The following is an 18902-nucleotide window of genomic DNA, read 5'->3' on the forward strand; positions in this document are numbered from 1 at the left end:
ATGTAATCTGGGCGTTTTTTGCATTAAAATCAAGTGAGTCATTAGGGCGGTAATCTATTGATTTCGTTTAGTTAGTATTTATTGTGCCTCCCTCTACAAGTTTCTTAATCTTATCCTAAGATAACATTGATACTTTTATCGTCATCGAATGTTGTCGGTTTGAATATCACGTTATCCATTGCTGTTTTTAAACAAAAACAACGCTCGAATCATTGATTGATGAGCCAGCTTCGCTCATTTGAGTAATAGGGTAAGGAACATTCATGAGTGATTTTCTGCCGTTTTCCCGCCCTTCTATGGGTGAGGCGGAGTTCGCGGCGCTCAAGGAAGTGCTGCAATCCGGTTGGATCACCACCGGGCCAAAAAACCAGGCGCTGGAAGAAGCGTTCTGCTCGCTAACGGGGAACCGTTTTTCCATCGCCGTCAGTTCGGCAACCGGCGGTATGCACGTCACGCTGATGGCGCTGGGCATCGGCCCCGGCGATGAAGTCATCACCCCTTCCCAAACCTGGGTTTCTACGCTGAATATGATCGTCCTGCTGGGGGCAACTCCGGTAATGATCGATGTCGATCGCGACAACCTGATGGTGACCCCTGAAGCGATTGAAGCCGCCATTACTCCGCGTACCAAAGCCATTATTCCCGTGCACTACGCGGGTGCGCCTGCGGATATTGACGGCATTCGCGCAGTGGCGGAGCGTCACGGTATCCCGGTGATTGAAGACGCGGCGCATGCGGCGGGCACCTACTATAAGGGCCAGCATGTGGGCGCGCAGGGAACGGCGATTTTCTCCTTCCATGCCATTAAAAACATGACCAGCGCCGAGGGCGGGCTGATTGTCACCGACGATGAACAGCTGGCCAACCGCATTCGCAGCCTCAAGTTCCACGGTCTGGGCGTCGATGCCTACGATCGCCAGACCCACGGCCGTGCGCCGCAGGCGGAGGTGATTAGCCCTGGATTCAAATATAACCTCGCCGATATTAACGCCGCGCTGGCGCTGGTACAGCTGGGCAAACTGGGCCAGGCCAATCAGCGTCGCAGTGAGATAGCCCTGCGCTACGTGCGCGAACTGGCGGATACGCCTTTTCAGCCGCTGGCCGTGCCGAGCTGGCCGCATCTGCACGCCTGGCATCTGTTTATTATTCGCGTTGACGAACAGCGCTGCGGCATCAGCCGTGATGCGCTGATGGAACAACTCAAAGCGCAAGGTATTGGCACCGGACTGCACTTCCGCGCCGCGCACACCCAAAAATACTACCGCGAGCGTTTCCCGGAGGTTTCTCTGCCGAATACCGAATGGAACAGCGCACGTATCTGTTCATTACCTCTTTTCCCGGACATGACCGATGACGACACTACACGTGTTATTACGGCGCTCCATCAGCTAGCGGGGCGTTGAAATGTTTGAGTATCCCTTAGTTAAAAAAGTCTCGGTGGTGATCCCGGTTTACAACGAGCAGGACAGCCTGCCGGAACTGATCCGCCGTACCGATGCTGCCTGCGCGACCCTGAATCGTGAATATGAAATTCTGCTGGTTGATGACGGCAGCAGCGACGACTCCGCGCGCATGTTGGTTGAAGCGGCAGAAGCGCCGGAAAGCCACATTGTGGCGGTGCTGTTGAACCGCAACTACGGCCAGCATTCGGCGATTATGGCGGGCTTCAGTCACGTCACCGGCGATCTGATTATCACCCTCGATGCTGACCTGCAAAACCCGCCGGAAGAGATCCCGCGGCTGGTTGAAAAAGCGGACGAAGGCTACGACGTGGTCGGCACCGTGCGCCAGAATCGTCAGGACAGCATCTTCCGTAAAACGGCCTCGAAGATGATCAACCGCCTGATCCAGCGTACCACTGGTAAAGCGATGGGCGACTATGGCTGCATGTTGCGCGCCTATCGCCGCCATATTGTTGACGCCATGCTCAACTGCCATGAGCGCAGCACCTTTATTCCTATTCTGGCGAATACCTTCGCCCGCCGCGCCGTGGAAATTCCGGTGCTGCACGCCGAGCGCGAGTTCGGCGACTCGAAATACAGCTTTATGCGCCTGATTAACCTGATGTACGACCTGGTGACCTGCTTAACCACCACGCCGCTGCGTCTGTTAAGCGTGGTCGGCAGCGTGATTGCGGTGCTGGGCTTTGCCTTCTCCATTCTACTGGTCGTGCTGCGCCTGGTGCTCGGTCCGGAATGGGCGGGGGACGGCGTGTTCATGCTATTCGCCATTCTGTTCATGTTTATCGGCGCCCAGTTTATCGGCATGGGCCTGCTTGGGGAGTATATCGGCCGCATCTATAACGACGTGCGTGCCCGCCCTCGCTACTTTATTCAACGTGTTGTTCGCCAGGAAAATCTGGATTCTGAAGAGGAAAATCGTTAATGAAAGCTGTTGTATTTGCCTATCACGACATGGGTTGCACCGGTATTCAGGCACTGCTGGACGCCGGATACGACATTGAGGCGATCTTCACTCACCCGGACAACGCGGGTGAGAATAACTTCTTTGGCTCCGTTGCCCGCCTGGCGGCTGAGCAGGGTATTACCGTTTACGCGCCGGAAGACGTCAACCACCCGCTGTGGGTGGATCGTATCCGCGCGATGGCGCCGGAAGTGATTTTCTCCTTCTATTACCGCAATTTGCTGTGCGACGAAATCCTCAACCTGGCGCCGAAAGGGGCGTTCAACCTGCACGGCTCGCTGCTGCCGAAATACCGTGGCCGCGCGCCGCTGAACTGGGTGCTGGTGAACGGTGAGAAAGAGACCGGCGTGACGCTGCACCGTATGACCAACCGCGCGGACGCGGGCGATATTGTGGCCCAGCAGAGCGTAGCGATAGCTGACTCTGACGTAGCGCTGACGCTGCACCGCAAGCTGTGCGCGGCCTCCCAGACGCTGCTTGGCGATGCGCTGGCGAAAATTCGCAGCGGCCAGACTGACGAGCGTGTGCAGGATCATTCGCAGGCGACCTACGTCGGTCGTCGTACCCCGGAAGATGGCCGTCTGGAGTGGGAAAAACCGGCGCAGGCGCTGCATAACCTGGTGCGTGCGGTGAGCGATCCGTGGCCGGGCGCGTTTGGTTTTGTCGGCACCAATAAATTTATCGTCTGGAAATCCCGTGTGCGTACCGACATGGCAGCCGCGAAGCCGGGTACCGTACTGTCCGTAGCGCCGCTGGTGGTTGCCTGCGGTGAAGGCGCGCTGGAAATCGTTACCGGTCAGAGCGCTAACGGCGTATACATGCAGGGCGCTCAGCTGGCGCCGGCGCTGGGTCTGGTGGCGGGCGCGTTGCTCTCCAGCCGTCCGTTTGTGGCGGTGAAGCGCCGTACCCGCGTGCTGATTCTGGGCGTGAACGGCTTTATCGGAAACCACCTGACCGAGCGTCTGCTGGCGGACGACAACTACGAGATTTATGGCCTGGATATCGGCTCTGACGCCATCAGCCGCTTCCTCGACTGCCCGCGCTTCCACTTTGTGGAAGGCGATATCAGCATTCACTCAGAGTGGATCGAATACCACATTAAGAAATGCGACGTGGTGCTGCCGCTGGTGGCGATTGCGACGCCTATCGAGTACACCCGTAACCCGCTGCGCGTGTTCGAGCTGGACTTCGAAGAGAACCTGAAGATCATCCGCGACTGTGTGAAGTACAACAAGCGCATCATCTTCCCGTCCACCTCCGAAGTGTACGGCATGTGTACCGATGCCAACTTTGATGAAGATAACTCTAACCTGGTGGTAGGGCCGATCAACAAGCAGCGCTGGATCTACTCAGTTTCCAAACAGCTGTTGGATCGCGTGATTTGGGCCTACGGGGATAAAACCGGCCTCAAGTTTACCCTGTTCCGTCCGTTTAACTGGATGGGGCCGCGTCTGGATAACCTGAATGCCGCGCGCATCGGCAGCTCCCGTGCTATCACCCAGCTGATCCTCAACCTGGTGGAAGGCTCGCCAATCAAGCTGATCGAAGGCGGCAAACAAAAACGCTGCTTTACCGACATTAGCGACGGTATCGAAGCGCTGTTCCGCATCATTGAAAACAAAGACGGCCGCTGCGATGGGCAGATTATCAACATCGGTAATCCGGACAACGAAGCGAGCATTAAAGAGCTGGCGGAAATGCTGCTCGACTGCTTCGAACGTCACCCACTGCGCGACCGCTTCCCGCCGTTTGCCGGCTTCCGTGAAGTGGAAAGCAGCGACTACTACGGCAAAGGTTATCAGGACGTTGAGCACCGTAAGCCGAGCATTCGCAACGCGAAACGCTGCCTGGACTGGCAGCCGACGGTTGAGATGCAGCAGACGGTAGAAGAGACGCTGGACTTCTTCCTGCGCACGGTAGAGCTGACGGACGAAAAACCATCATGAAAAAAGTAGGTTTGCGCGTTGATGTCGACACCTTTCGCGGTACCCGCGAAGGGGTGCCACGGCTCATGGCGGTGCTGAAAAAGCACCGCGTGCAGGCCAGTTTTTTCTTCAGCGTCGGGCCGGATAACATGGGGCGCCACCTGTGGCGCCTGGTAAAGCCGAAGTTCTTGTGGAAGATGCTGCGCTCACGCGCGGCATCGCTGTATGGCTGGGACATTCTGCTGGCCGGGACGGCGTGGCCGGGGCGTCTTATTGGCGAAGCCAACGCAGAGATTATCCGCAGCGTCGCGCAGGCGCATGAAGTGGGGCTGCATGCCTGGGATCATCACCGCTGGCAGCAGTGGAGCGGCATGTGGAACGAGCAGCAGCTGATTGACGAAATTGGCCGCGGCCTGTCCGCGCTGGAGACGATTATTGGTCATCCGGTCACCTGTTCGGCGGTGGCGGGCTGGCGCGCTGACCAGCGCGTGGTGAAGGCGAAAGAGTCTTTTGAATTTCTCTACAACAGCGACTGCCGCGGCACGCAGCCGTTCATTCCGCAGCTGAGTAACGGCGAGATGGCTACCGTACAGATCCCCGTCACTCTGCCCACCTGGGATGAAGTTGTCGGTAGCGTGGTCAGTGCGGAAGGCTTCAATCGTTGGCTGCTGGAGCGTATTCGCCAGGATACCGGTACGCCGGTGTACACCATCCATGCCGAAGTGGAAGGGGGCGCCTACGCCGAACAGTTTGACTATCTGCTGACCCTTGCGGCACAGCAGGAAATTCGTTTTTGCCCGCTAAGCCAGCTTCTCCCGGATGACTTCCGTCAGTTGCCGGTTGGGAAGGTGGTGCGCGGAGAAATCGCCGGTCGTGAAGGCTGGCTAGGCTGCCAACAACTCTTGAGCTCAGACGTATGAAATCCCTTCGCTATGGTATTTCGTTAGCTGCATTGTTTGTTCTGTACTACCTGGTTCCGCTTAACTTCCGGCTGCTGTGGCAGCCGGACGAAACCCGCTATGCCGAAATCAGCCGTGAAATGCTGGCGACCGGTGATTGGGTGGTGCCGCATTTCCTGGGGCTACGCTATTTCGAAAAGCCGATTGCCGGCTACTGGATTAACAGTATCGGGCAGTGGCTGTTTGGCCACAATAACTTCGCGGTACGCTTTGGCGCGGTGTTTTCTATCACCGTCTCCGCGCTGCTGGTGGTCTGGCTGGCGTGGAAAATCTGGCAGGATCGCAAAGTAGCGCTGCTCTCCGGCGCTATCTTCTTAACCGCATTTCTGGTCTACGGGATTGGTACCTACGCGGTGCTCGACCCGATGATCACCCTGTGGATGACGCTCGCCATGTGCAGCTTCTGGCTGGCGGCGCAGGCGAAGACCACCGGCGAGCGCTTCTGGGGTTACGTGCTGCTGGGCGTAGCCTGCGGTATGGGCGTCATGACCAAAGGCTTCCTCGCGCTGGCGGTACCGGTAATCGGCGTGTTGCCGTGGGTGATTGCGCAGAAACGCTGGCGGGAAGTGCTGGTCTGGGGCTGGCTGTCGGTACTGGTTTGCGTGCTGACCGTGCTGCCGTGGGGGCTGGCCATCGCCGCGCGGGAGAGCGACTTCTGGCGCTACTTCTTCTGGGTTGAGCATATTCAACGTTTTGCCCAGAGCGACGCGCAGCACAAAGCGCCGTTCTGGTACTACCTGCCGTTCCTGGTCGCGGGAAGTCTGCCGTGGCTGGCGCTGCTGCCTGGTGCGTTCAGGCGCGGCTGGCAGGAGCGGGAAGGGCTACGCGGCGCATTTTATCTGCTGGGCTGGGTGGTGATGCCTTTCCTGTTCTTCAGTATTGCTAAGGGCAAGCTGCCGACCTATATCCTGCCGTGCTTCGCGCCGCTGGCGATACTGATGGCGCGCTATGCGGTTGAGGCGGCAAAAGTCGGTTCGAAAGCGCTGCGGGTGAACGGCATCATCAACATCATCTTCGGCGTTGTGGGCCTGGTAGCGGTCGCGGTAGTCTCACCGTGGGGGCCGATGAAACACCCGGTCTGGATGCAGATTGAGCTCTATAAATGCGTGCTGGCGGCAGTGGCCTTCTTCTTCTGGGCGCTGATGGGCTGGGTATCGATTAAGCAGGGGGCACAGCGTTGGCAGCTGGCCGCGCTCTGCCCGCTGGGGCTGGCGCTGCTGGTGGGGATGGCGATCCCCGATCGCGTGACCAATAGCAAGCAGCCGCAGTTCCTGGTGGATATTGTTAGCGAGTCGCTGGCGCCGAGCCGCTATGTGCTGAGCAACAGCGTCGGCGTAGCTGCCGGGCTGGCCTGGGAGCTGAAGCGTAGCGATGTGATGCTGTACGGCCAGCAGGGCGAGCTGAAGTATGGGCTCTCTTACCCTGACGCGAAAAACAGCTTCGTATCTACCGAAGCGTTCCCTCAGTGGTTAGCGGAACATCGTCAGGAAGGGCCAATCTCGCTGGTGTTATTGCTCTCTCGTGACGTACAGTTAGCCGAACTGCCGCTGCCAAAACCGGATGAGGTGTACGTCATGGGCCGCACCGTCTTTATTCAGTACCGCCCGCAATGATCACGTGGGCCTGCCTGCTGCTCGCCAGCCTGTTGAGCTGTGGCGGGCAGCTATGCCAGAAACAGGCGACTCGCCCTGCCCGTAAAGGGCAGCGCGGGCGTCATCTGCTAACCTGGCTCGGGCTGGCGCTGGCGCTGCTGGGGCTGGGCATGCTGCTGTGGCTGCTGGTGCTCCAGCAGATTCCGGTGAGCGTGGCCTACCCGATGCTGAGCCTGAATTTTGTTTGGGTGACGCTGGCCGCACGTCTCATCTGGCGCGAGCCGGTGAGCCGCCGCCATTGGGCCGGTGTAGCGCTGATTATCGTCGGCATTGCGTTATTGGGGAGCAGCGCTTAATGGGGCTTATCTGGGCATTAATGAGCGTCGCGCTGGTGAGTGCCGCGCAGCTGACGCTGCGTGCGGCGATGACGACGCTACCGTCGGCGCAGCAACCGCTGGCTTTTTTGCTGCATCTTCTGCATTTTGAAACCGGCACGCTGGCGCTGCTGCTGGGTCTGCTGGGCTACGTGGCCTCTATGGCCTGCTGGTTCTTCGCCCTGAAGCGCCTGCCGCTGGCGAAAGCCTATGCGCTGCTGAGCCTGAGCTACATGGTGGTATGGCTTGCCGCGATTCTGCTGCCCGGCTGGCATGAACCCTTCTCATGGCGCGGCCTGCTGGGGGTTATTGTTATTATCGCCGGCGTCATTACCATCTTCTGGCCAAACAAACCGACACCTCACCGGTAGTCCGAATCGGGTAATGCCGTCTTCCCGGCGACAAAATGTGCAATAATGCCATTTCTGTTGCATCTATAAGGGATTATCTATGCCTGCGGCCGACGCCGAGGCGCAGCTTAGCGGCCTGCGCCTCAATTTGCGTATTGTCTCCGTCGTGATTTTCAATTTCGCCAGCTATCTCACCATTGGCCTGCCGCTGGCGGTGCTGCCCGGTTATGTTCATGATGTGATGGGGTTTAGCGCCTTCTGGGCCGGTCTGGTTATCAGCCTGCAATACTTCGCCACCTTGCTGAGTCGCCCTCACGCCGGGCGTTATGCCGACCAGCTCGGGCCGAAAAAAATCGTTGTCTTTGGCCTTTGCGGCTGCTTCCTGAGTGGGTTGAGCTATTTGCTGGCGGCGTTTGGCGGTGGCTGGCCGTTGATAAGCCTGGCGTTGCTGTGTCTGGGGCGCGTGATCCTCGGTATCGGGCAGAGCTTTGCCGGTACCGGGTCGACGCTGTGGGGCGTTGGCGTCGTCGGGTCGCCGCATATTGGCCGGGTGATCTCCTGGAACGGTATCGTCACCTACGGCGCGATGGCGATGGGCGCGCCGCTGGGCGTGCTGTGCTATCGCTATATTGGCCTGCAGGGGCTGGCGCTGGCGATTATGGCCGTGGCCGCCGTGGCGATTCTGGCGGCGCTGCCTCGCGATGAAGTTAAAGCGAAAAAGGGCAAACCGATGTCCTTTCGGGCGGTACTCGGGCGCGTCTGGCCCTACGGTATGGCGTTGGCGCTGGCCTCCGCAGGATTTGGCGTGATTGCCACCTTCATCACCCTGTTTTATGACGCCAAAGGTTGGGATGGTGCAGCGTTTGCGCTTACGTTGTTCAGCTGTGCTTTTGTGGGTACCCGCCTGTTATTCCCCAACGGTATTAACCGTCTGGGCGGCCTGAATGTCGCGATGATCTGTTTTGCCGTTGAGGTGATGGGGCTACTGCTGGTGGGTATTGCGATGACGCCAATGATGGCGAAGGTAGGCACCTTCCTGGCGGGCGCGGGCTTTTCGCTGGTGTTCCCGGCGCTGGGCGTGGTGGCGGTGAAAGCCGTGCCGCAGCAAAATCAGGGATCGGCGCTGGCGACCTATACCGTATTTATGGATTTATCGTTGGGCATCACCGGGCCGCTGGCCGGGCTGATGATGGCATGGATGGGCGTGTCGACCATCTATCTGGCGGCGGCGGGGCTGGTGGCGATAGCGCTGCTGCTCGGCTGGCGGCTAAAAAAACGGCCTCTCGCGTGAGTACGCCAGAGGCCGTGAGATCATCAAGCGAAATTAGTTGATGACCAGCGTATTAATGATTTTCTCAGCGTCAGCCTGCGCCTGTTGCTGGTTGTCTGCTGGCAGCGTCACCTGCAGGGTCAGCAGTTTGTTGTCGATTTTGCCCAGCACCACGGAGGAGTAAGCCGTCTGCCCTTTGGCAGAGATGATGCTATCAAGCTGCTGCAGCGTGTGGCCTTTCATCTCGATGGATTTGTTGGTCACCACCTGTAGCTGCGGGTCGCGGCTACGCTGCTGCTCTTCCAGACGATTCGCCAGTACGGAGAGCTCTTCATTGGTGCTATCGCCAACGATAACAATGATCGCTTTCTGACCGGTGGCATCCGAGTAGACGTGCATATTGTTGCTCTGGGTGCCCAGTTTACCGCTCTGGTCGGTCATCCCGGCAGGCAGCGTGAAGCTCAGCTTGCCGTCCAGCAGGTTAATCGACTGACCCGCAGCATCGCTGGCGGCTGCCGAACCCTGTGCCGGAGTGCTGGTATCGCTGTTGTCGCAGGCGGCAAGCCCCATCACCAGCAGGCCAATACCAACATATTTCACCAATTTGCGCATTGACTTCTTCCTTTCGCTAAATAGCCATAAACGGCTCATCCGCTTATCTTAACACAACCCGTCAAATGAACCTTTAACCTGGCTGCATTGCTGACAAATCAGATTTATCTGCCAGCCTTTTCAATAGCATATTCAGCAGTACGCCGTACATCGGCAGGAAGAAAATAATGCTGATAAGCACTTTAAAGCTGTAGTCGACGAGGGCGATTTCCACCCAGTGGTCGGCCATAAACGGGTCGGTGCTGCGCCAGAACGCAATGAAGAAGAACGCCAGCGTGTCGCTGATGTTGCCGAACAGCGTGGAAGCCGTCGGCGCAAGCCACCAGCGACGGTTCTGACGCAGGCGGTTGAACACGTGAACGTCGAGGATCTGCCCCAGCGCATAGGCCATAAAGCTCGCGGCGGCGATACGGGCGACGAACAGGTTAAAGTGCGCCAGCGCGCCAAAGCCCTGCCATTGGCCCATGTAAAACAGCGACGAAATCACGTAGGAAATCATCAACGCGGGGATCATCACCGCAAAGACAATACGTCGAGCCAGCGGTGCGCCAAAAATACGCACGGTGAGATCGGTCGCGAGGAAGATAAACGGAAAGCTAAACGCGCCCCAGGTGGTGTGGAAGCCGAAAATCGTTACCGGCAGCTGCACCAGATAGTTGCTGGAGGTGATCACCAGCAGATGGAATAGCGATAGCCAAACCAGCGCATGACGGCGCTGTATGGAGGTAAAGGGAGTCATATTGTACCTTTTTAGCGGTGGGGTGAGGGAACCCAATAATCTGCAAACCTATTGCAGGGGCGGAATGATACTGCTTTCGTGCGTCATTGCAATGGTTGTTTTTCGCGCAATCGTTAACCTGGTTGCGTCGTCGCGCCGTCGGCGTAAACTAGGCGCGATTTTTATGATGACGAGATGATAATGACCGATTTGTTCTCCAGCCCCGACCATACCTTAGACGCGCAAGGGCTGCGCTGCCCGGAGCCGGTAATGATGGTGCGTAAAACCGTACGCACGATGCCGGTCGGTGAAACGTTGCTGATTATCGCCGACGATCCCGCCACCACGCGCGATATTCCCGGCTTTTGCCGTTTTATGGAGCATGAGCTGATTGCCCAGCAGACCGCGTCGCTGCCGTATCGGTATTTGCTGCGCAAGAGCCATTAATCGCGAAGGCGGCCATACCCGGACTTTTTTCAAACCGTGGCCGCCATTTCCCCTCCCGCTAGCCTGCCTAACCTTGAACTGCCTCTCAGTTTTATTGTTTACCCTGTAAAGCCTCTGGCCAAATTATTGATGTAAATCGCATAATTTCCCCTCATTTCCCATCCGGCACCGCAAATAACAATGAAAAAATCACTCTTAGCACTTCTGCTTTGTTTAGGTACCTCTACGGCAATGGCTGAACCGGTCAATATCACGATTCTGGGCACCTCCGATCTCCACGGCACCTTCGTTCCCTGGGATTACTCGACGGATACTGAAAATCTGGCGGGCAGCCTGAGCCAGATTGCGACGCAGGTGCGCGAAGTGCGCAGCCAGCAGCCGAACGTTATCCTGGTCGACGCGGGCGACACCATTCAGGGCAACTTTGTCGAAACCTTCAAAAACGACAAAACCAGCCCGATGATCCTCGGTTTTAACGCCCTGGACTATGACGTCTGGGTAATGGGCAACCATGAGTTCGACTTCGGCCTGACGTCGCTGTCAACCTCACTCAACCAGTTTAAAGGCTCGGCGCTGGCAGGGAATATTCTGTGGGACAGCGGTAAACCTTATCTGCCCGCGTATAAAATCATTGAGCGTCAGGGGGTGAAAATCGGCATTATCGGCATGGATACGCCGATGACCGCGGAATTTGCCAAAGGCACCGATCGCGTCAAAGGGCTGAATTTTACCGATCCGGTTCAGGCGGTGAAGCAAACCATCCAGCAGATTCAGGGCGAGGTGGATGCCATCGTGCTGGTGGCGCACATGGGGATCGATAACGAGAACCAGCGGCCGGGAACCGGCGTTGGGGATATTGCGCGCGCCAACCCTGAGCTGGCGGCCATCGTCGCCGGGCACATGCATGTGAAGGTGGATAAAGAGATTATTAATGGCGTTATCGTGACGGAACCGGACAAATATGGCCGCGCCTTGTCGCGTATCGACCTGCAGTTTGAACAGCACAACGGCAAGTATGTGCTGATCAACAAAGACAGTTATACCTACTCTATCAAAGGTATGGCGTCAGACAAGGCGCTGGAAGAGGTCTATCAGCCGTACCACAAAATTCTGCGCGCCAACGCCAATCGGCCGATTGCGCAACTGACTGGTCAGGATCTGGTGCCGCCGGATGCGGTGAAAGGCATTCCGCAGGTCCATATTCAGGATACCGGCATCAGCAAGCTGTATCAGGAAGCCAGCCGCCACTATGCGCCGAAGGCGCAGGTGATTGCGCTGCAAATTGATAACGACCGCCCCAAACTGAATGTGGGCACCATTACGGCAAAAGATATCGCCTTTAACTATCAGTATGCGGGCGGCGAAATTACCGTGTATCAGCTGACCGGCAAAGAGCTGAAAAAGTACATGGAGTGGTCGGCGGGCTATTTCAATCAGCTGCATGATGGTGACGTCACCTACAGCTTTAACCCGCAGCGTCGGGCGTCCAAATATTCCACCAACGACTTCTTCGACGGTGTGACCTACAAGATTGACCTGCGCCAGCCTGTCGGGCAGCGTATTCGCGATTTGCAAATGGCTGATGGTACGCCGGTGACGGACAGCACGCCGATTCGTCTCGGAATGAACAGCTACCGCATGGGTCACCTGACGCAAAAAGGCGGCGCGCTGGAAGGCATGCAGTTCCCGGTGCTGTCGGATAGCAAGGCGGAATATGGCGAAGAGGCGGGCACTATTCGCAATCTGACGATCCGCTACCTGACGGAGGTGAAAAAAGGCCGGTACCAGGGGCAGGCGGTACAGCGCTGGCAGCTGGTTGGGCTGGAAGGCTACGATCGTGAACGTAAGATCGTCGAAAAGCTGCTGAATGACGGCAAAATCAGCGTACCGATGAGCGACGATGGGCGCTATAGCAACGTGGCGTCGTTCAATGTGAAGGGGCTGCTGTTTAACGACCCACAGGCGAAGAAGCAAAAGCAGTCGGCCTTGCAGGCGGAGCTTGCGGCGGCAAGCTCACCGGCAGCGAAGAAATTCGTGAGCGACCAGCTGGTGATTCTTGAGGCGATCAACGAGTAAGCGTTCAGAATGCCCCGGCACTTTGCGCCGAACCGCCTGATGGCGCTACGCTTATCAGGCCTACGGGGTATGTAACCCGTAGGCCGGGTAAGGCGCAGCCGCCACCCGGCACCAAGGGCAGTGCGCCTATTTCCTGCGCAGCAGCCGCAGCGCGTTCAGCGTCACCAGCACCGTCGCCCCGGTATCCGCCAGCACTGCCAGCCACAGCCCGGTCATGCCCAGCAGGGTGGTGACGAGGAAAATCCCCTTCAGTCCCAGCGCAATGGCGATATTCTGCCGCACGTTGGCGTGGGTGGCGCGCGCCAGGCGAATCATCTGCACCAGTCCGGTCAGACGGTTGTGGGTGAGCGCGGCGTCGGCGGTTTCCAGCGCCACGTCGGTCCCGCTGCCCATCGCAATCCCCATTGCCGCCGCCTTCATTGCCGGTGCATCGTTGATGCCATCGCCAACCATCGCTAGCGGACCCTGAGCGTTCAGCGTGGTGACCTCTTTCACCTTATCGGCAGGTAGCAGGTTAGCGCGGTAAGTCATGCCCAGCTCATCGGCAATTGCCTTCGCGGCGCGTGGGTTATCGCCGGTCAGAATGACGCCCTCAATGCCCAGTTCGCGCAAGCCATCTATCGCCTCGCGAGCCTCTTTGCGTACCGTATCGCGCAGCGCCAGAATGCCCAGCAGCGTGTCGTCGCGGGTGACCAGTACAACGGTGTTACCTTCGTTTTCTAACTGCTGAATCTGTGTCTGATAGGCTTCGGCCGGGAATTTCCCTGCGGCGCAGATAACGATGCGCTGACCATCGACCTCCGCTTCAATACCTGAACCGACCCGTGCTCGCTGCGCTTTAGCCTGCGGGATGGCCAAATTCCGCTGTTGCGCCTCACGTACTACCGCCTGTGCTAGCGGATGCGTGGAGCCTTGCTCAACGGATGCCGCGAGTGCCAACAGTGCATCTTCGTTCAGTTCAGTGGTGGTAATAATGCGCGTCACCTGCGGTTTGCCGAGGGTCAGCGTGCCGGTTTTATCAAACGCCATCTGGCGAATCAGACCAAGCTGTTCCAGCGCCGCGCCGCCCTTAATCAGCGCCCCATGGCGCGCGGCGGTGGCGAGGCCAGAGGTAATCGCCGCCGGGGTGGATATCACCAGCGCGCACGGGCAGCCAATCAGCAGCAGGGTCAGCCCTTTGTAGATCCACTCCTCCCACGAGGCGGAGAACAGCAGCGGCGGCACCAGCGTGACCAATAGCGCAATCGCCATAATCACCGGGGTATAGATACGGCTGAAGCGGTCGATAAAGCGCTCGATCGGCGCGCGACGCTCTTCTGCCTCTTCAATCAGGCGCAGGATGCGGTCAATGGCGCTGTCGCCCGGTTTTGAGATGACGCTCAGCTGTACCAGACGGTCGGCGCTGGTGGCGCCAGCCGGAACGCTCTCTCCGGCGCTGCGTTCAACGGGAATCGACTCCCCGGTTAATGCGCTTTCGTCAAAGCTGGCGAAGGGGGTGATCAGCTTGCCGTCAGCCGGCAGACGACCACCGGCAGCCACTTCAATCACGTCGCCGGGCTGCAAATCTTTCTGCGCCACGGTTTCACGCTGGCCATCGCGCACGCGCACGGCGGTGTCCGGCTTCAGCGCCATCAGCGCGCTCACGCCCTGACGAGCACGGTTCGCCGCCCAACCTTCCAGCCGTTCACCGATTAAAAACAGCAGCAGCACCATCGCGGCTTCCGCCGTTGCGCCGATAAACAGCGCACCGATGGCTGCGACGCTCATCAGCGTTTCAATCGCGAACCAGCTGCCGCTTTTCATCAGGCGCAGCGCCTGGCGGGCGATAGGGTATAGCCCAACCAACGTGGTGGCGATAAACGCGAGATTACCGAAGGGGTGATTGAACTGCTCCAGCCCCCAGCTGATCGCCATCATCACGACCAGCGCAATCAGCGGCAGGTTTTCCTTCAGGCGGGATCCCTGAGCCTCGGGCTGTGGCTCATCTTCGCTGCGCAGCGTATAGCCTGCGGCAGCGACTGCTTTTTCCACCTGTGCACGGATATCTTCATCGGCCTCGACCAGCAGTTTTTCGGTGGCAAACAGCACTTTTGCCTGTTTCACCCCGGCGACCTGGCTTGCGGCTGTCTCTACTTTACGGGCACAGGCGGCGCAGTCCATGCCGTTGACCACCCAGCTATAGCGTGCGTCCAGCGTGCTTTCTGGCACGGCTTCAGCGGTTGCGCACTGGCTGTCGCAGCAGCAGTCTTCCTGCGGCTGTGGCGCGGGGGCAAGTTTAAATGAGGAGAACTGTGGGGCTTTTTTGCCCTGCGTCTCTGGAGTCGACATTGTATCCTCCGGTTAATGATCGTTGTCTCATTAAGCGCAGCATACACTCTGGAGTCGACTCCAGAGTCAAGCAGGAAATTACAGATAAAGTGCGCGAACGATAAAGAAGTGTCCGGCAAAGTAGCAGGCGGCGTAAATCGCCGTATCGGCGCGGAAGCGGCGGCGATAGTGACTCACCAGCCAGACCATATTGCCGATAAGCAGCAGCGCCGCGCCGAAGAAGCCGGACATTGCGGTATCGGTTGGCCGCAGGAACCATTGCTCGCCCGCGACCCACACCATCACCAGCGTCATACCGATAAAGGCCAGTACCGGCAGGCGCATCTCCTCCAACCGCGTCCAGATAACCGCCACCCACAGCGCGCCAATCACCAGCAGCACGACCGGCAGCGGCCAGAAGAAGGTGAAGGTGAGCTGGCTCGTAAACCAGATGGTATACAGCAGATGCGAGAGGAAAAACGCCCCCACGGCGTACAGCATGCGCTGGCGCGGTAGCTGGGTTAACGCATCGCCCGCCAGCGCGGCGCACAGGCCTGCAAGCACCAGGTAGCTGATGGCGTTAAACATCGGCGCCTGCCAGGCAAGAAACAGGAGTAAAATGAGCGTGATAGGTTTAAACACCCAGCGTTGCCAGGTGGGGCCACGGTAGGCGGCATCTACATAGAGCCAGCCGGAGAAGAATACGGCGATGAACGACCAAAGCATATTAAGTCCCTGTATCTGTTATCATTAATGGGTACTGTGTAGCCAGTCTTGAATGTCCAGTGTAGTAGTGTGGATGACCAGATGACAATGGCTGACCGCGCCCTTTACTATGATTTGCGTAAATTCTTAAGAGAAACTGAAATGAGCAAAATGCCTCTTTTTTTCATCGTGGTGGTGGCCGTCATCGTGGTAGCCGCCTCGTTTCGCTACGTGCAGCAGCGACGCGAGAAGATGGACAACGACGCCGCGCCGCTGATGCAAAAGCGGGTGGTGGTGAGCAATAAGCGCGAGAAGGTACTGAATGACCGTCGTTCACGTCAGCAGACGGTGACGCCCGCGGGCAGCGAGATGCGCTATGACGTGAGCTTTAAGCCGGAGCAGGGCGGGCTGGAGGTGAGCTTCCGCGTCGAGGCGGCGCAGTATCATCAGTTGACGGTGGGCGACAAAGGCACGCTGAGCTACAAAGGCTCGCGTTTCGTTGAGTTTAAGGCAGACCAGTAAAACGCGGCCTGGTGCATGACCAGGCCGGCTGTCGTTACTTTTTCTTCAGGCTAGCGCCAATTTTTTTCTGCCACACCAGCAGTTCAAACACGCCAAACAGGAAGATGCGAATTTGTTCGCCGCGCGTCATCTGCGGGCCGTCTTTCGGCAGCGTGGATTTCAGCAACGCCATCTGCATACCGTGCATCAGCACCATGAAGATCAGCGCGACGTTGACGAAAATATTCAGCGGACGCGGGAACGGGTGGAACAGGTTCAATAGCAGAAATGCCCACACGCACAGCATCAACAAGCGACCCAGATTAATCAGCATCCTTTTCTCCCTGTACTTCACGTTGGTAGAGACGATAAGCCACCTGACCGGCGATTTTTTCCCGATGCAGATCCCAACTTGCGGGTACCGGCGGCAGGCCGTTTTCGACTTCGCTTTCGACGTAGATTAACGCGTCATTAGCCAGCCAGCCATTGCTCTCCAGTAAGTGTAACGTCTCTTCCAGTAATCCCTTACGAAACGGCGGATCGACAAACACAATATCGTGCGGCGTACCGGTCTGGTTGAGGAATGCGAGGGTATTCGTATTCACCACTTTTCCGTGCGTCGCCTTTAGCGTGGCGAGGTTCTTTTGCAACTGCTGGGCGACCTGACGCTCCATCTCAAGCAGCGTGGCGCTACCCGCGTAGCGAGAGAGTGCTTCCAGCCCCAGCGCGCCGCTGCCGGCAAAGCAGTCCAGGCAACGGGCGTCGACCATCGACGGCGCCAGCCAGTTGAATAAGGTTTCGCGCACCCGGTCGGTGGTGGGGCGCAGTCCCGGACTATCAGGAACAGGGAGTTTACGGCCGCGCCATTGCCCGCCAATAATGCGGATCTGGCCACTGCCGCCGGAAGTTGGTTTTTTCATTTGCTTGCTCTGGTCGCTCTTTCGGCCTGCTATTCTAGCGATCTGCTCTGCCGGGTGAAAGCGGTGAAGCCAGGGAAGTTAAGTGATAGACTAAGCGACTAATTTCATCATTATTTTAGCCTTCGCGTCGATTATGGCGAAGTGGCGCCATCAAAAACAGCGGGGAGTGTGGTTGCAAATGGCAAAAGAAAAAAAACGTGGCTTTTTTTCCTGGCTGGGCTTTGGGCAGAAAGAACAGGATCAGGTTGTTGAATCAGAAGAAAAAATTGAGTCTCAGCCGGTAGAGGAAACGCCTGCTGTTGAACCGGAAATCGTCGCGCAAGAGACCCCGGTCGTAGAAGACGTGCATACGATTGCCGAGAGTGAAGCGTTTGCGGCTGAAGTCGTGGAAGTGACCGAGCAGGTTGCGGAAAGCGAAAAAGAACAGCCGGAAGCGGTTGAGGAAATCGAACCGGTTGCTGAAGCACAGCCGGAAGCGGTCGAAGAAATTGAGCCGGTTGTTGCAGAACAACCAGAAGCGGTCGAAGAAATCGAGCCGGTTGTTGAAGCAGAGCCGGAAGTGGTTGAGGAAATCGAGCCGGTTGTTGAAGTACAGCCGGAAGTGATCGACGAGGTTCAACCCGAGGTGGTCGAGGAGACCCTCCCGGAGCAGGACGACGCGAGTGAACCTGAGCTGACCGACGAAGAGCTGGAAGCGCAGGCGCTGGCAACGCCGTCTGAAAACGAGATCGTCGAAGAAGAGGCGGCGGCGGAAGATGTGCCTGCCGACGACGCTCAGCAGGAGCAGGAAAAGCCGACCAAAGAAGGCTTCTTCGCGCGCCTTAAGCGCAGCCTGCTGAAAACGAAAGAAAATCTCGGTTCCGGATTTATCAGTCTGTTCCGCGGCAAGAAAATCGACGACGATCTGTTTGAAGAGCTGGAAGAACAGCTGCTGATTGCCGACGTCGGTGTGGAAACCACCCGTAAGATCATCAGCAGCTTGACCGATACCGCCAGCCGTAAACAGCTGCGCGACGCGGAAGCGCTGTACGGTCTGCTGAAAGATGAAATGGGTGAAATTCTCGCAAAAGTGGATGAACCGCTTAATATTGAAGGCAAAACGCCATTCGTTATTTTGATGGTCGGCGTCAACGGCGTGGGTAAAACCACCACCATTGGTAAGCTGGCGCGTCAGTTCGAACAGCAGGGGAAAAGCGTGATGCTGGCGGCGGGCGATACCTTCCGCGCGGCGGCGGTTGAGCAGCTCCAGGTGTGGGGCCAGCGCAACAACATTCCGGTGATTGCGCAGCACACCGGCGCAGATTCTGCCTCGGTCATTTTCGATGCCATTCAGGCGGCGAAGGCGCGTAACGTCGACGTACTGATTGCCGACACCGCCGGGCGTTTGCAGAACAAATCGCACCTGATGGAAGAGCTGAAGAAAATTGTCCGCGTGATGAAAAAGCTTGACGTTGATGCGCCGCACGAAGTGATGCTGACCATTGACGCCAGCACCGGGCAGAACGCCATCAGCCAGGCCAAACTGTTCCATGAAGCGGTCGGCCTGACCGGCATTACGTTGACTAAACTCGACGGTACCGCCAAAGGCGGGGTGATATTCTCCGTGGCGGATCAGTTCGGCATTCCGATTCGTTATATCGGCGTCGGCGAGCGTATAGAGGACTTACGTCCGTTTAAAGCGGGCGATTTTATTGAGGCACTTTTTGCCCGAGAGGACTAACA

17 protein-coding genes and 1 pseudogene are annotated in these 18902 nt (G+C 57.7%); 12 read left to right on the forward strand and 6 right to left on the reverse strand.

The window, feature by feature from the left end:
* Nucleotides 1-263: 263 nt before the first annotated feature.
* From arnB to ABTW00_RS01510, 8 genes and pseudogenes are all read left to right on the forward strand, one after another.
* On the forward strand, nt 264-1403 hold the full coding sequence (gene arnB, locus ABTW00_RS01475; protein WP_433638397.1) for a UDP-4-amino-4-deoxy-L-arabinose aminotransferase: 1140 nt from the start codon (nt 264-266) through the stop codon (nt 1401-1403).
* A gap of 1 nt (nt 1404) precedes the next feature.
* Complete coding sequence (gene arnC, locus ABTW00_RS01480) at nt 1405-2385, forward strand: undecaprenyl-phosphate 4-deoxy-4-formamido-L-arabinose transferase (RefSeq protein ID WP_065356411.1); 981 nt, start codon at nt 1405-1407, stop codon at nt 2383-2385.
* Nucleotides 2385-4370, forward strand: coding sequence for a bifunctional UDP-4-amino-4-deoxy-L-arabinose formyltransferase/UDP-glucuronic acid oxidase ArnA (gene arnA, locus ABTW00_RS01485; RefSeq protein WP_065356412.1), 1986 nt, complete (start codon nt 2385-2387; stop codon nt 4368-4370). The genes arnC and arnA overlap by 1 nt, the downstream gene beginning before the upstream one ends.
* On the forward strand, nt 4367-5269 hold the full coding sequence (gene arnD, locus ABTW00_RS01490; protein ID WP_433638399.1) for a 4-deoxy-4-formamido-L-arabinose-phosphoundecaprenol deformylase: 903 nt from the start codon (nt 4367-4369) through the stop codon (nt 5267-5269). The genes arnA and arnD overlap by 4 nt, the downstream gene beginning before the upstream one ends.
* Complete coding sequence (gene arnT / locus ABTW00_RS01495) at nt 5266-6921, forward strand: lipid IV(A) 4-amino-4-deoxy-L-arabinosyltransferase (RefSeq protein ID WP_433638401.1); 1656 nt, start codon at nt 5266-5268, stop codon at nt 6919-6921. Before arnD ends, arnT begins: the two co-directional genes overlap by 4 nt.
* Nucleotides 6918-7256 (forward strand): 4-amino-4-deoxy-L-arabinose-phosphoundecaprenol flippase subunit ArnE, encoded by a 339-nt coding sequence (arnE, locus tag ABTW00_RS01500; RefSeq protein ID WP_064541319.1) that lies wholly within the window; start codon nt 6918-6920, stop codon nt 7254-7256. The genes arnT and arnE overlap by 4 nt, the downstream gene beginning before the upstream one ends.
* The gene (arnF, locus tag ABTW00_RS01505) at nt 7256-7645 is read left to right on the forward strand and encodes a 4-amino-4-deoxy-L-arabinose-phosphoundecaprenol flippase subunit ArnF (RefSeq protein WP_064541321.1); all 390 of its coding nucleotides are present in this window, start codon (nt 7256-7258) and stop codon (nt 7643-7645) included. The genes arnE and arnF overlap by 1 nt, the downstream gene beginning before the upstream one ends.
* Nucleotides 7646-7724: 79 nt before the next feature.
* Nucleotides 7725-8956, forward strand: a pseudogene (locus ABTW00_RS01510) (MFS transporter).
* On the opposite strand, the gene ABTW00_RS01515 reads toward ABTW00_RS01510, so the two are convergent.
* Together ABTW00_RS01515 and ABTW00_RS01520 are read right to left on the reverse strand one after the other, a co-directional pair.
* Nucleotides 8949-9506 (reverse strand): DcrB family lipoprotein, encoded by a 558-nt coding sequence (locus tag ABTW00_RS01515; RefSeq protein ID WP_065356415.1) that lies wholly within the window; start codon nt 9504-9506, stop codon nt 8949-8951. The pseudogene ABTW00_RS01510 and the gene ABTW00_RS01515 sit on opposite strands and share 8 nt — an antisense overlap.
* Before the next feature lie 73 nt (nt 9507-9579).
* The gene (locus tag ABTW00_RS01520) at nt 9580-10245 is read right to left on the reverse strand and encodes a 7-cyano-7-deazaguanine/7-aminomethyl-7-deazaguanine transporter (RefSeq protein ID WP_065356416.1); all 666 of its coding nucleotides are present in this window, start codon (nt 10243-10245) and stop codon (nt 9580-9582) included.
* Between the two features lie 180 nt (nt 10246-10425).
* Here ABTW00_RS01520 and tusA point away from each other — a divergent pair, with 180 nt between their 5' ends.
* Together tusA and ABTW00_RS01530 are read left to right on the forward strand one after the other, a co-directional pair.
* Nucleotides 10426-10671, forward strand: coding sequence for a sulfurtransferase TusA (gene tusA, locus ABTW00_RS01525; protein WP_064541333.1), 246 nt, complete (start codon nt 10426-10428; stop codon nt 10669-10671).
* A gap of 180 nt (nt 10672-10851) precedes the next feature.
* Nucleotides 10852-12747, forward strand: a complete 1896-nt coding sequence (locus ABTW00_RS01530; RefSeq protein WP_433638406.1) for a bifunctional metallophosphatase/5'-nucleotidase — start codon at nt 10852-10854, stop codon at nt 12745-12747.
* 126 nt (nt 12748-12873) lie between these two features.
* On the opposite strand, the gene zntA is transcribed toward ABTW00_RS01530, so the two are convergent.
* Complete coding sequence (gene zntA / locus ABTW00_RS01535) at nt 12874-15075, reverse strand: Zn(II)/Cd(II)/Pb(II) translocating P-type ATPase ZntA (protein ID WP_433638409.1); 2202 nt, start codon at nt 15073-15075, stop codon at nt 12874-12876.
* Nucleotides 15076-15153: 78 nt separating this feature from the next.
* Nucleotides 15154-15780 carry a lysoplasmalogenase gene (locus tag ABTW00_RS01540; protein WP_433638411.1) on the reverse strand — a complete coding sequence of 209 codons (627 nt, stop codon included), beginning with the start codon at nt 15778-15780 and terminating at the stop codon, nt 15154-15156.
* A 141-nt stretch (nt 15781-15921) separates the two neighbouring features.
* Between ABTW00_RS01540 and ABTW00_RS01545 the strand changes: the two genes are divergently transcribed.
* On the forward strand, nt 15922-16281 hold the full coding sequence (locus ABTW00_RS01545) for a DUF2500 domain-containing protein (protein ID WP_064541500.1): 360 nt from the start codon (nt 15922-15924) through the stop codon (nt 16279-16281).
* A gap of 34 nt (nt 16282-16315) precedes the next feature.
* Here ABTW00_RS01545 and ABTW00_RS01550 read toward each other — a convergent pair whose 3' ends face one another.
* Nucleotides 16316-16594 (reverse strand): DUF1145 family protein, encoded by a 279-nt coding sequence (locus ABTW00_RS01550; RefSeq protein WP_064541345.1) that lies wholly within the window; start codon nt 16592-16594, stop codon nt 16316-16318.
* On the reverse strand, nt 16584-17180 hold the full coding sequence (gene rsmD, locus ABTW00_RS01555) for a 16S rRNA (guanine(966)-N(2))-methyltransferase (protein ID WP_064541348.1): 597 nt from the start codon (nt 17178-17180) through the stop codon (nt 16584-16586). Before rsmD ends, ABTW00_RS01550 begins: the two co-directional genes overlap by 11 nt.
* A 178-nt stretch (nt 17181-17358) precedes the next feature.
* Here rsmD and ftsY point away from each other — a divergent pair, with 178 nt between their 5' ends.
* Complete coding sequence (gene ftsY / locus ABTW00_RS01560; RefSeq protein ID WP_433638415.1) at nt 17359-18900, forward strand: signal recognition particle-docking protein FtsY; 1542 nt, start codon at nt 17359-17361, stop codon at nt 18898-18900.
* Nucleotides 18901-18902: the final 2 nt, after the last annotated feature.

Source organism: Kluyvera georgiana, assembly GCF_050990895.1.
In the GTDB taxonomy this organism is placed as follows: domain Bacteria; phylum Pseudomonadota; class Gammaproteobacteria; order Enterobacterales; family Enterobacteriaceae; genus Kluyvera; species Kluyvera georgiana.

Excerpts from the sequence above, each read along its gene's own strand:
- ABTW00_RS01545 (WP_064541500.1), top strand. The coding sequence starts at position 15,922 with ATGAGCAAAATGCCTCTTTTTTTCATCGTGGTGGTGGCCGTCATCGTG.
- arnE (WP_064541319.1), top strand. The coding sequence starts at position 6,918 with ATGATCACGTGGGCCTGCCTGCTGCTCGCCAGCCTGTTGAGCTGTGGC.
- zntA (WP_433638409.1), bottom strand. The coding sequence starts at position 15,075 with ATGTCGACTCCAGAGACGCAGGGCAAAAAAGCCCCACAGTTCTCCTCA.
- ABTW00_RS01515 (WP_065356415.1), bottom strand. The coding sequence starts at position 9,506 with ATGCGCAAATTGGTGAAATATGTTGGTATTGGCCTGCTGGTGATGGGG.
- rsmD (WP_064541348.1), bottom strand. The coding sequence starts at position 17,180 with ATGAAAAAACCAACTTCCGGCGGCAGTGGCCAGATCCGCATTATTGGC.
- ABTW00_RS01530 (WP_433638406.1), top strand. The coding sequence starts at position 10,852 with ATGAAAAAATCACTCTTAGCACTTCTGCTTTGTTTAGGTACCTCTACG.
- ABTW00_RS01520 (WP_065356416.1), bottom strand. The coding sequence starts at position 10,245 with ATGACTCCCTTTACCTCCATACAGCGCCGTCATGCGCTGGTTTGGCTA.
- arnT (WP_433638401.1), top strand. The coding sequence starts at position 5,266 with ATGAAATCCCTTCGCTATGGTATTTCGTTAGCTGCATTGTTTGTTCTG.
- arnA (WP_065356412.1), top strand. The coding sequence starts at position 2,385 with ATGAAAGCTGTTGTATTTGCCTATCACGACATGGGTTGCACCGGTATT.
- arnF (WP_064541321.1), top strand. The coding sequence starts at position 7,256 with ATGGGGCTTATCTGGGCATTAATGAGCGTCGCGCTGGTGAGTGCCGCG.
- arnB (WP_433638397.1), top strand. The coding sequence starts at position 264 with ATGAGTGATTTTCTGCCGTTTTCCCGCCCTTCTATGGGTGAGGCGGAG.
- ABTW00_RS01550 (WP_064541345.1), bottom strand. The coding sequence starts at position 16,594 with ATGCTGATTAATCTGGGTCGCTTGTTGATGCTGTGCGTGTGGGCATTT.
- ABTW00_RS01540 (WP_433638411.1), bottom strand. The coding sequence starts at position 15,780 with ATGCTTTGGTCGTTCATCGCCGTATTCTTCTCCGGCTGGCTCTATGTA.
- ftsY (WP_433638415.1), top strand. The coding sequence starts at position 17,359 with ATGGCAAAAGAAAAAAAACGTGGCTTTTTTTCCTGGCTGGGCTTTGGG.
- tusA (WP_064541333.1), top strand. The coding sequence starts at position 10,426 with ATGACCGATTTGTTCTCCAGCCCCGACCATACCTTAGACGCGCAAGGG.
- arnD (WP_433638399.1), top strand. The coding sequence starts at position 4,367 with ATGAAAAAAGTAGGTTTGCGCGTTGATGTCGACACCTTTCGCGGTACC.
- arnC (WP_065356411.1), top strand. The coding sequence starts at position 1,405 with ATGTTTGAGTATCCCTTAGTTAAAAAAGTCTCGGTGGTGATCCCGGTT.